Here is an 8,861-nt window from a genome sequence, read left to right on the forward strand (position 1 = left end):
CCCGGGACTGCTGCGTCCGCGGCGAACACACCCCGGGTTACGCTGCGCTCCACCCGGGCTACGGACTGCGAGACTTACCTCGGAGGTAATCGCCGGAATGAGTCGAATCTGTAGCTTGGGGGCACAACAGATTTTGAACGGAACGGCCCGCCATGCACCAGATCGTCACCTATATCAGTGGCACTATGTCAGTGGATTCCTCGCGGCGCTGGTGGGTGTTGGCGACAGTGGTCGCCGCGCAATTCATGTTCGGGGTCGATGCCTTCATCGTCAATGTCGCGATCCCGACGATCGCGGTGGAGCTGCAGGCGAGCGCCGCCGAGATCGAAGCCGTCATCGCGATCTACCTGATCGCCTATGCGACGCTGGTGGTCACCGGCGGCCGGCTCGGCGACATCTACGGCACCAGGAACGTGTTCGTCGCCGGTGTTGCAGGCTTCAGTCTGGCGTCGCTGTGGTGCGGGCTTGCGCAATCCGGCCCCGAGCTGATCATCGCGCGACTGGCGCAGGGCGCGACCGCGGCGCTGATGGTGCCGCAGGTGCTGGCGACGCTGCATCTGTTGTTTGCCGATTCGGCGCGCGCCCGTGCCTTCGGCATCTATGGCATCGTGCTGGGCCTCTCGGGCGCCGCCGGCTTCCTGCTCGGCGGCGTGCTGGTGACGCTTGATCTTGCCGGGCTTGGCTGGCGCGCGGTGTTTTTCGTCAACGTGCCCTTCGGCATCGTCATCATTGCCGCCGCGCTCAGGATCATGCCGACGGTGCCGCATCGCGCCGGCACGAGGCTCGACCTTCCCGGCGCGGTCGTGCTGTTTGCGGGATTGCTGTGCCTGATCGGACCGCTGCTGTTCGGCCACGATGTGCACTGGTCGCCCTGGGTGTGGCTGGTGATGGCGGGCGGCGCTGTGATCATCGCCGTGTTCGTCCGGCTCGAACGCGTGATCGCGCGCGGCGGCGGCATGCCGCTGATCGATCTCGCGCTGCTGGCTGACGCAGCCTTCATGCGCGGGCTGGTCGCGGTGTTCTTTTTCTTCTTCGCCAATCTCTCGTTCTATCTGATCATGACCATGTTCATGCAGAAAGCGCTGCATATTCCGCCGCTTCAGGCTGGTCTCGTCTTTATGCCGGCCGCACTCACCTTCGTGGTCGCCTCGCGCCATAGCGGCGCGCGGGCCAGGCATCGCGGCACGCTGGTGCTGATCGAGGGCTGCGCGCTGCAGATTGTGGGCCTTGTCGCGATTGCCGTGACGACGGCATTGATTGAGGCGCCTTCCGCGCTGTCGCTTGCGCTGGTGCTGATGATCTTCGGCTACGGGCAAGGATTGGTGATGGCGCCGCTCTCGAGTGCAGTGCTTTCGACGGTGAAACCTGCGAGCGCGGGTGCGGGTTCCGGCATGTACAGCACCACGGCGCAGATCGGCAATGCGGCCGGCGTGGCCGCAATTGGCGCCGTGTTCTTCGCGATCGAAGCCGCAGGCTCAGCGCGGCTGGCGCTGCATTCGGCATGCGCATTGTTTGGGCTGTCGATCATCATTGCACCGCATTCCTGTCATGGATGCGGCGCGCAACATGATCACAAATTAATCTTGGATCACGAATTTACCGCCCGCCTCACGATTTCGCGGGGAATGACAGTATACGGACTTTTTATTTTGCGCTGCAGCAACTATGTGTTTGGCCGAGGCTGGTCGAAATCACCTCAGGAGTTGCTGTTGTCACTTGCCAAGAACATCGAGTTCCTAAGCCATCTGCCCCGGCTGAATGGATTCAATGGGTTTGCCGCCGTCTACCGGCGAAGCCTTGCACCTGATGTCGATAGTCCGCTGGTCGAGACCGCCGAGTTCGGATCGAATCCCGGCGCGCTGAAGATGTATTCGTTCGTGCCGGAAGGAATGCCGCGCGGCGCGGCGCTCGTGGTCGTGCTGCATGGCTGCGGCCAGACCGCGGCTGGTTACGATCTCGGTGCGGGCTGGTCGACGCTTGCGCGTCACTATGGTTTTGCGCTGCTATTGCCGGAACAACAGCCGGCGAACAACGCCAACACCTGCTTCAACTGGTTCGATCCGCAGGACATCACACGCGGCAAGGGCGAGGCTGCCTCGATCCGTCAGATGATCGCGCGCATGGTCATCGATCACAAGCTCGATCCACGCCGCATCTACGTCACCGGCCTCTCTGCCGGCGGTGCCATGACCTCGGTGATGCTCGCGACCTATCCGGATGTCTTCGCGGCAGGCGCGATCGTTGCCGGCCTCCCATTCGGCATCGCCACCAATCTGCGCGAAGCCCTCAATGGCATGATGCAGGCGTCGTCGCGCACCGCCAATGAACTGGGCGATCTCGTGCGCGGCGCCTGGAAGCACGATGGTCCGTGGCCGAAGGTTTCGGTCTGGCACGGCAGTGCCGATCGCACCGTCAATCCCGGCAATGCGGACGCGATCGTCAGGCAATGGCTCGACGTGCACGGCCTGCCGGAGGCGCCGATGGCGGCGACGATGGTCGACGGCTATCCGCGCGAGGTCTGGTGGGATTCGAACGGCGAGACCATGGTCGAATCCTACACCATCACCGGCATGGCCCACGGCACGCCGCTCGGCATCGCCGCCAATGACGAACGTTATGGCGAAGCCGGCGCCTTCCTGATCGAGGCCGGGATTTCGTCGTCCTATCATATCGCGAATTTCTTCGGCCTCACCGAACGGGCCCGCCGACCCGCGCCGGTTGCCAGAGAAGCCGCAAAGCCGGTGGTCAAGCCTGTGACCAAGCCGGTCGCAAAGGAGGCGGCAAAGCCGATGCCCTTGCCGCGCGCGACGCCCTCCCGTCAGGCTGCGCCGTCGTCACACAGCTTCCGCGGCCGCGCTCGCGAGATCAGCGATGTGATCACCCGGGCGCTGACTGCGGCCGGTTTGATGAAGTAATTCTGGCGCCGCGCCGATAAGCCGCGGCGTCGCTCACAGTTCGCCGGTGATGAACGGATTCGTCATCCGCTCCTGGCCGATGCTGGAGCCGGCGCCGTGGCCGCAGATGAAGCCGACGTCGTCGCCAAGCGGCAGCAATTTCTCCTTGATCGACCTGATCAGCGTCTCGTGGCTGCCGCCGGGCAGATCGGTGCGGCCGACCGAGCCGTTGAACAGGACGTCGCCGACATGGGCGAAGCGCAATTCCCGGTTGAAGAACACGATGCTGCCAGGCGAATGGCCGGGGCAATGCAGGATCTCGAAAGTGAGTTCGCCGATTGTGACCTGCTCGCCCTCCTCGAGCCAGCGGTCCGGCGCAAAGTCGCGCACGCCGCTCATGCCGAAACGCGCGCCGCTGCTGACCACATTGTCGAGCAGATATTTGTCGGCGATATGCGGGCCCTCGATCGGCACCTTCAGCGCGTCGCGCAGTTCGGCGGCGCCGCCGACATGGTCGATATGGCCATGGGTGATCCAGATCTTCTCGACGCTGACGCCGGTCTGTTTGATCGCCTCTTGGATCTTCGGGACGTCCCCGCCGGGGTCGATCACGACCGCCTTCTTGGTCGGCTCGTGCCAGAGGATGGTGCAGTTCTGCTCGAACAGCGTCACCGGCACGATGATGGCGCCGGCCTTCGGTTTTGTTTCGGTTTTGTTATCCATAGCGGCACCTTATGCGCTGGGAAAATCGCGTCAACACGTCCCGGGAACGCCATGCGGTCGCGGGCCGGACTGTGATAGGATTGCACAGTTCTTGAACATGTAGTCTGTAAGAGGAATGGCATCCACCGTATCGGAACATCCCGTCAGCCAGGTTTCGCGGTCGCCGCTCGGAGGCCCGCGCACCACGGCCCGCGCCTTCTTTGTGGCCGAACGCCTGAACACATCGGGGCTGGAGCGCAGCGATGTGCTGGCGACGACGCCATTGGCATTCCGCGTCAATGAGAACGGTGTCGCGATCCTGTTCCGTTACGGCGTCGTGGTTCTGATCGGGCTGAATGCGCTGGAGGAGGAGGAGTTCCTGCGCGGGCTGCAGTCGCGCCTGGTCGCGCCGTTTGCGCGGCGCGAGGAGGAGAGCGCCACCATCGAGCTCGCCTCCGAGAAGGACGATCAAATTCCGCCGGGCGGGCCGATCTATCTGCAGAGCCTGTCGCCGGAGCGGCTGATCCTGGTCGGCGAGGCGCTGGCGAAAAGCGTCGTGCTGGCGCGGCATGAGCGCGAGGTCGCCGCGGTGTTCGACATGACCGAGCCATTCGCGCGCGACCTCGCCAAGAGCGGGCAGATCCATAGCGGCCGCGCCGCGATCCTGAAGCACATCGGCAACGCCTTGTCGGTTCGCCATCGCGTCTCGGGCCCGGTCGAAGTGTCCGAGAAGCCCGACATCCTCTGGGACAAGCCGCAGCTCGAGCGGCTCTACGCCCGGCTCGAGGACGAATACGAATTGAAGGAGCGCGCCGAATCGCTCAACCGCAAGCTCGCGGTCATCGCCGAGACCGCGCAGGTCCTGACCGATATCATCGATACCCGCCGCTCGCTGCGGCTCGAGATGATCATCGTCTTCCTGATCCTGTTCGAGGTGTTGATCACCATCTACCAGCTCGCGATCGGCCGCCACGTGTGATGTTCTCCCTCTCCCCGTTCTTACGGGGAGAGGGTAGGAGTGAGGGGCTCTCTCCGCGAATACGGTGACAGGAGGACTCGCGGAGGCTCCCCCTCACCCGGATCACATCTGCGATGCGATCCGACCTCTCCCCGCAGGCGGGGCGAGGTGAAGCGGAGCTCGTGGCTCGGTCTGTGATCAACGAAATCTCGTGTGAACCCGCCATGCGTTAGCGTGTTGCCACGTTCAAGCCTGAATTGAAGGATCACGTGGCCCTATGGGCGATATTGAAAAAGATTGGTGGCGGCGCGGCATCTTCTATCAGGTGTATCCGCGCTCGTTTCAGGATTCCAACGGCGACGGGGTCGGCGATCTTAAGGGGATTTTGCGGCAGCTGCCGTACTTAAGAGAACTTGGCGTCGACGCATTCTGGCTGTCGCCGATCTATCCGTCGCCGATGGTCGATTTCGGCTACGATATTTCCGACTATACCGGCATCGATCCGCAGTTCGGCACGATGGAGGATTTCGACACGCTGGTCGCGGCAGCCCACGACACGGGGCTCAGGCTGATCCTCGATCTGGTGCCGAATCACACCTCGGACCAGCACCCCTGGTTCATCGAATCGCGAAGCTCGCGCGATAACCCGAAGCGCAACTGGTACATCTGGCGCGATCCGAAGCCGGGCGGCGGACCGCCGAACAACTGGCTGTCGGAATTCGGCGGCAGCGCCTGGGAATATGACAGCGAGAGCGGTCAATATTACTACCACGCCTTCCTGGCCCAGCAGCCGGACCTGAACTGGCGCAATCCGGAGGTCCGCCATGCGATCTATGACGTGATGCGGTTCTGGCTCGGCAAGGGCGTCGACGGCTTTCGCGTCGACGTCATCTGGCATCTGATCAAGGACGCCAAGTTTCGCGACAACCCGCCCAACCCGCATTATCACGAGGGCCGGCCGCCGCATGAGAAGATCCTGACGCAATATTCCACCGACCAAATGGAGGTGCACGAGGTGATCGCCGAGATGCGGCGCGTCACCGACGAATTCGATGGCCGCGTGCTGATCGGCGAGATCTATCTGCCGCTGCATCGCCTCGTCGCCTATTACGGCAACGATCTCACCGGCGCGCAAATGCCGTTCAACTTTGCGCTGCTGTCGACCTTGTGGAGCGCGCGCTCGATCGAGCGGATCATCGAGGATTATGAGAAGGCGCTGCCGCCGGGCGCATGGCCGAACTGGGTGCTCGGCAATCACGACCGTCCGCGAGTGGCGAGCCGGGTCGGGCCCGAACAGGCGCGCGTCGCGGCCATGCTGCTATTGACGCTGCGCGGCACGCCGACGCTCTATTACGGCGACGAGATCGGCATGCGCCAGGTTCCGATCGCGCCCAGTGAAGTGCGCGATCCCTTCGAGAGGAATGTGCCGGGTATCGGCGTCGGCCGCGACGGTTGCCGCACGCCGATGCAATGGGATGCTGAGCCCAATGCCGGCTTCTCGACCGTAAAGCCCTGGCTGCCGCTCGCCCACGATGCATTGAGCGAAAACGTCGCCAGTCTCGGTGCCGACAAGACGTCGATCCTCAACCTGTACCAGGCGCTGATCGCGCTTCGGCGGCAATGGCCGCAGCTCGTGACCGGCAGCTATGAACGGGTCGCCGCGCAAGGCGACATCCTGCTCTATCGCCGGCGCGGCGAGGAGGGCGCGCTGATCGTGGCGCTGAACTTAGGGGCCGAGCCAGCCGCGGTCACCTCGAGTGCGATTGCTTTCAACAGCGAAATCCTGCTGTCGACCTTTTTCGACCGCGAGGGCGAGACGATCGAAAGCGTGCTCGAGCTGCGCGGCAATGAAGGCGTCATCATCGCGCCGCCGGGGCATCGAAATCATGATGCTCTCGATCTCGACGGGGGAGAGGTGAACCGCAGCGAGTGATCCGACGTCGGTCAGGCCGGGTGACCGCCGTTGTCGGCCTGATCGATATCGCTGCGTTTCAACAGGTAATCGAGCCCGCCCATCCTGTACCAGCGGTAGCCATAGGCTTCGAGCAATAGCCGGTGTTGGCCGCGTCCATTGGCGCGGCTGTGGTCCTCGGTGAGAAGACTGATCAGCAGCTTGCCGATGTCACCGGGAAGCCCGGCCGAAAACGCCACCTCGCGCGGCCTGTCATCGAGGTTATGGACGAACAGCACCGAATTGTTGCGCCAGTCATAGCGGATCACGAATATGGCAGGATCGCGCGTGTCGATGATGCTGAAATCGCCCCAGCCGACCTCCGGGACTTCCTTGCGCATGCGGATGATGCGTTCGGTCCAGTTCAGCATTGAATTCGGATCGCGGCGCTGCTTGGCGACGTTGACGTGCTCATAACCGTAAGGGCCGGTATCGATGACGGGCACGACCGGCCTGTCGCCCTTCGTGAATCCGGCATGTGGCTCCGTCGACCATTGCATCGGCGTGCGTGCACAACCGCGCTCGGGCAGATCGAGATTGTCGCCCATCGCGATCTCGTCGCCATAGCGGAAGACCGGGGTGCCCGGCAGCGTACACATCAAGCTGTAGGCAAGCTCGAGCCGGCGCCGGTCGCCCCCCAGCATCGGCGCGAGGCGGCGGCGGATGCCGCGATCGTAGAGTTGCATCTCCTTGTCGGGGCCGAATGCCCTGAACACAGTCTTGCGCTGCGCGTCGGTCAGGCGGCCGAGATCGAGTTCGTCATGGTTGCGCAGGAACAGGCCCCACTGGGCCGTCGCCGGACGCGGCTTTGTCGCCTCGAGCGCTCTTGCAAGCGGGCGCGAGTCGGCGGAGGCGAGCGCATAGAACAGATGCTGGTTGACCTGGAAATTGAACATCATGTGCATCCGGTCGCCATCGCTTCCGAAATATTCCATGTCGGTTTTCGGCAGCACATTGGCTTCGGCCAGAATGATCGCGTCGCCCTCGCGCCATTGCAGGAATTCCCGAAAAGCGCGCAGCATGTCGTACTGCTCGACCGGCTTCTTGACCTTTGGTCCCTTGGTCGCGATCACGAAGGGCACCGCATCCATGCGGAAGCCGGAAACGCCAAGCTGGATCCAGAACCCCATGATCTTGAGGATTTCCGCCTGCACATGCGGATTCGATGTGTTGAGGTCCGGCTGGAAATCGTAGAAGCGATGAAAGTACCAGGCGCCGGATTCCTTGTCCCTGCTCCAGGTCGACTTCTGCACGCCGGGAAACACCATGCCGGTGTCGGCGTTCGCGGGTTTTTTGTCGGACCAGACATACCAGTCGCGATACTGGGATTCCCTGTTCTTGCGCGCCTCGCGAAACCAGGGATGGTGGTCGGAGGTGTGGTTCACGACAAGGTCGATGATGACGCGGATGCCGCGTTGCTTGCAGCCATGGGTGAATTCGACGAAGTCTCCGAGCGTGCCATAGCGCGGATCGACGCCGTAATAGTCTGATATGTCGTAGCCGTCGTCGCGGCCTGGCGAGGGCTGAAAGGGCATCAGCCAGATCGCGGTGACGCCGAGGCCGTGCAGATAATCCAGCCGGCGCAACAGCCCCTTGAAGTCGCCAACGCCGTCGCCGTTCGCATCCATATAGGTGCCGACGGAAAGACAATAGATAACGCCGTTCTTGTACCAGAGGTCGTCGATCACAGGGCAGCCCTCCAGGTCCGCCCGGGTGATGCAGCGGCCGTCTGTTAAGCGGACAGAGCAGTTTGGGTTCCCGCCAATGGCCGTGTTGGGCGGTCCGCCGGAATCGGCTAGGTTATTGGAATGGAATCGTCCGCTCGCAACATCGCCCTTGTTCCGCCGCCGGACCGTCGCCAGTCGGAGACGGCGCTTGCGATCGCGCGCGGGACGGCGCGGCTGTTGCGCTCGCTCGGGTTCTCCTGCATCAGCGAATTGCCGCTGCCGTCGGGCCGGCGTGCCGATCTGGTGGCGCTGAACGAGCGCGGCGAGATCTGGATCGTCGAGATCAAGTCATCGCTAGAGGATTTGCGCGCCGACCAGAAATGGCAGGACTATCGCCTCCATTGCGACCGGCTGTTCTTTGCCTTCACGCAGGATCTGCCGTGCGAGATCTTTCCCGCCGACACCGGCCTGATCGTCGCCGACGCCTATGGCGCGCACCTGCATTGCGAAGCGCCGGAGCATCGCCTGCCGGCGCCGACCCGCAAGCTGATGACGCTGCGCTTCGCGATGGCCGCCGCGCAACGCTTCAACCGCCTGCTCGACCCGCAGGGGCATGCTGAGTTTTGATGTGGTGGCGTAGGGTGGGCAAAGCCAACGGGGCGCGCGAACGCGCGCCCCGTTGGCTTTGC

6 protein-coding genes and 1 pseudogene are annotated in these 8,861 nt (G+C 63.4%); 5 read left to right on the forward strand and 2 right to left on the reverse strand.

The window, feature by feature from the left end; translation table 11 throughout:
* Positions 1 to 152 precede the first annotated feature (152 nt).
* Together CWO89_RS36525 and CWO89_RS36530 are read left to right on the forward strand one after the other, a co-directional pair.
* Positions 153 to 1,570 (forward strand): annotated as a pseudogene (locus CWO89_RS36525) (MFS transporter).
* Positions 1,571 to 1,709: 139 nt separating this feature from the next.
* The gene (locus CWO89_RS36530) at positions 1,710 to 2,915 is read left to right on the forward strand and encodes an extracellular catalytic domain type 1 short-chain-length polyhydroxyalkanoate depolymerase (protein ID WP_165421477.1); all 1,206 of its coding nucleotides are present in this window, start codon (positions 1,710 to 1,712) and stop codon (positions 2,913 to 2,915) included.
* A 33-nt stretch (positions 2,916 to 2,948) separates the two neighbouring features.
* Here the strand turns inward: CWO89_RS36530 and CWO89_RS36535 are convergent, their stop codons facing one another.
* Positions 2,949 to 3,617: an MBL fold metallo-hydrolase gene (locus tag CWO89_RS36535; protein ID WP_130583235.1), complete on the reverse strand. Its 669-nt coding sequence runs from the start codon at positions 3,615 to 3,617 to the stop codon at positions 2,949 to 2,951.
* Positions 3,618 to 3,732: 115 nt separating this feature from the next.
* Here CWO89_RS36535 and CWO89_RS36540 point away from each other — a divergent pair, with 115 nt between their 5' ends.
* Entirely contained in the window at positions 3,733 to 4,575 is an 843-nt protein-coding gene (locus CWO89_RS36540) for an RMD1 family protein (RefSeq protein ID WP_130583236.1), read from the forward strand.
* 256 nt (positions 4,576 to 4,831) lie between these two features.
* Positions 4,832 to 6,487: an alpha-amylase family glycosyl hydrolase gene (locus CWO89_RS36545; RefSeq protein ID WP_130583237.1), complete on the forward strand. Its 1,656-nt coding sequence runs from the start codon at positions 4,832 to 4,834 to the stop codon at positions 6,485 to 6,487.
* A gap of 11 nt (positions 6,488 to 6,498) precedes the next feature.
* Here the strand turns inward: CWO89_RS36545 and CWO89_RS36550 are convergent, their stop codons facing one another.
* The gene (locus CWO89_RS36550) at positions 6,499 to 8,193 is read right to left on the reverse strand and encodes an alpha-amylase family protein (RefSeq protein WP_130583238.1); all 1,695 of its coding nucleotides are present in this window, start codon (positions 8,191 to 8,193) and stop codon (positions 6,499 to 6,501) included.
* Positions 8,194 to 8,313: 120 nt separating this feature from the next.
* Between CWO89_RS36550 and CWO89_RS36555 the strand changes: the two genes are divergently transcribed.
* Positions 8,314 to 8,799: an MmcB family DNA repair protein gene (locus CWO89_RS36555; protein ID WP_130583239.1), complete on the forward strand. Its 486-nt coding sequence runs from the start codon at positions 8,314 to 8,316 to the stop codon at positions 8,797 to 8,799.
* The last annotated feature ends 62 nt before the right edge of the window (positions 8,800 to 8,861 follow it).

Origin of the sequence: Bradyrhizobium sp. Leo170, from assembly GCF_004296405.1 — a bacterium.
GTDB lineage: Bacteria > Pseudomonadota > Alphaproteobacteria > Rhizobiales > Xanthobacteraceae > Bradyrhizobium.

Excerpts from the sequence above, each read along its gene's own strand:
- CWO89_RS36540 (WP_130583236.1), top strand. The coding sequence starts at position 3,733 with ATGGCATCCACCGTATCGGAACATCCCGTCAGCCAGGTTTCGCGGTCG.
- CWO89_RS36535 (WP_130583235.1), bottom strand. The coding sequence starts at position 3,617 with ATGGATAACAAAACCGAAACAAAACCGAAGGCCGGCGCCATCATCGTG.
- CWO89_RS36555 (WP_130583239.1), top strand. The coding sequence starts at position 8,314 with ATGGAATCGTCCGCTCGCAACATCGCCCTTGTTCCGCCGCCGGACCGT.
- CWO89_RS36545 (WP_130583237.1), top strand. The coding sequence starts at position 4,832 with ATGGGCGATATTGAAAAAGATTGGTGGCGGCGCGGCATCTTCTATCAG.